Below are 1,695 nucleotides of genomic sequence, written 5' to 3'. Positions count from 1 at the left end.
GTACTCTTCATGCACGTAACACCACTTCCATATTTTATCTGGAATTGCTTGCATTACAGGATGACCCGTTTCCTCATAGTGTTTTGTTGCGTGTCTGCCAACTGACGAGTCACAACATCCTACGTGGCCACAAGTAAGGCACATTCGTATTGCAACCCATGGTAAATGCTCTTTTTCACATTCTTGACATCCTTTTGTTTTTGGTTCAACCTGGTTTTCTTTTTTAAAATGTTCACAAAGTTTTGTCATGTAATGTTTTAATTATTTACAAAATTAAAACTTAGCTTAGATTAATTTTGAAAAAATTAGTCACAAAAAAATTAGTCCAATCTAATTAGTTGCATCTAATTTTCGTATTGGTTAAATGCTAAAACAATGTAAAATAAAATATGAATGCATGGAATAAATTTTGGAAATGGTATGAGGATAAAATATTAGGTAGCATACTAATCATTGCTGTAATTCAATTCATACAAATTCCACATATGGTTTGGAATGCAGATTTGTATTTACAAACTGGTATGATATCAAGAATTCATCCTGCACTTGATTGGTTATTGTATGGTGTTGATTTGATTGAAATTGTTTCTATTATTAACGTCGGAATGATTATGTTTAGTTTAATTAAGAAACGAAGACAACAAAGACGTGAAGCATATCAACAACTATCAAACAAACAATAATCTATTTTTTTAAAAATAATGGACCGGATGGGATTTGAACCCATGACCCTTGCGGGAATTTTATTTCCTTACGCAGTGTGAGTGCGTCATCCTAGCCACTAGACGACCGGTCCAAAGAATCTACTTTAAAAGAACTTTTTGTGTCTTTAGTTTATTGATAAAATGATTATTTCTTAACGCCAAGATTTCTATTCTTTAATCGTAAGTAACTATTTCTACATTTTCTGCATCTAGTTGCTGCGATCGAATTTCTTGCTCCACAATAAAAACAGATTTTCATATGAAGACGAACTCTTTGTGCAATCTGTTTTTTTGCTACATCTGTTATTGGCATCTTAATTCTTCCAAAAATCTCTCTCTTTTAATTTAATCGGCTTAGTTCTCCATTTTTGTGGCTAAAAGCACTGGAACTTCTGCAGGGCGTTTGGCTACTGGGACATTTGCCTTATTGAACATAGATACTTTAGATTCTGCTGAGCCATAGTTGCCCATTACAATAGCACCTGCATGTCCCATCCTCTTCTCTTTAGGAGCTGCTCGTCCGGCTATGTATGCTACAACTGGTTTATTGAATCCTGAATCAATAATTTTTTGTGCCAATAATTCTTCTGCATCTCCTCCTATCTCGCCTACAACTACAAGACCTCGTAAATCGGGAGTATCTTTGATCATTTCAAATGCATCAATTAATCTTGTTCCATTAACAGGATCCCCTCCAATTCCTATGGTTATTGTTTGACCAAATCCTGCCTGCGTTAATGCATTTGATATTTCATAAAGTAATGTCCCACTTTTCGATAAGACGACAATGTCCCCTGCTTTGAAAGGACTTGCAGGCATGATGCCAATTTTTATCACTTCAGGAATTATAACTCCCGGCGTGTTTGGTCCAATCACTACTGCGTCTTTTTGTTTTGCAAGTTCTAGTAATTCTAAGGTGTCTCTGACTGGGACATGTTCTGGAATAGCAATTAATAATTTGATTCCAGCTTCTAGTGCTTCTTTTCCTGCA

General features: G+C 35.2%; 4 protein-coding genes and 1 tRNA gene. 1 reads left to right on the top strand and 4 read right to left on the bottom strand.

The window, feature by feature from the left end; translation table 11 throughout:
- On the bottom strand, positions 1–249 hold a 249-nt coding region (locus tag C6988_RS10530; RefSeq protein WP_182135363.1), incomplete at its 3' end, for a UBP-type zinc finger domain-containing protein.
- Between the two features lie 140 nt (positions 250–389).
- Between C6988_RS10530 and C6988_RS10525 the strand changes: the two genes are divergently transcribed.
- Positions 390–683 (top strand): hypothetical protein, encoded by a 294-nt coding sequence (locus C6988_RS10525; RefSeq protein WP_182135361.1) that lies wholly within the window; start codon positions 390–392, stop codon positions 681–683.
- Positions 684–702: 19 nt separating this feature from the next.
- Here C6988_RS10525 and C6988_RS10520 read toward each other — a convergent pair.
- The 3 genes from C6988_RS10520 to C6988_RS10510 form a co-directional block, all read right to left on the bottom strand.
- A tRNA-Val gene (locus C6988_RS10520) sits at positions 703–796 on the bottom strand.
- Positions 797–849: 53 nt separating this feature from the next.
- Positions 850–1,017 carry a 50S ribosomal protein L40e gene (locus tag C6988_RS10515; protein WP_182135359.1) on the bottom strand — a complete coding sequence of 56 codons (168 nt, stop codon included), beginning with the start codon at positions 1,015–1,017 and terminating at the stop codon, positions 850–852.
- Between the two features lie 41 nt (positions 1,018–1,058).
- The coding region (locus tag C6988_RS10510) for a succinate--CoA ligase subunit alpha (protein WP_182135356.1) at positions 1,059–1,695 on the bottom strand (637 nt) is incomplete at its 5' end.

It is taken from the genome of Nitrosopumilus sp. b1, assembly GCF_014078545.1.
GTDB lineage: Archaea > Thermoproteota > Nitrososphaeria > Nitrososphaerales > Nitrosopumilaceae > PXYB01.
Note: the sequence above shows the minus strand (reverse complement) of the source record. Positions and strands in the feature narration are given on the sequence as shown.

Bases quoted from the DNA above. Each gene is read 5' to 3' on its own strand.
- C6988_RS10525 (WP_182135361.1), top strand. From the start codon at position 390: ATGAATGCATGGAATAAATTTTGGAAATGGTATGAGGATAAAATATTA.
- C6988_RS10515 (WP_182135359.1), bottom strand. From the start codon at position 1,017: ATGCCAATAACAGATGTAGCAAAAAAACAGATTGCACAAAGAGTTCGT.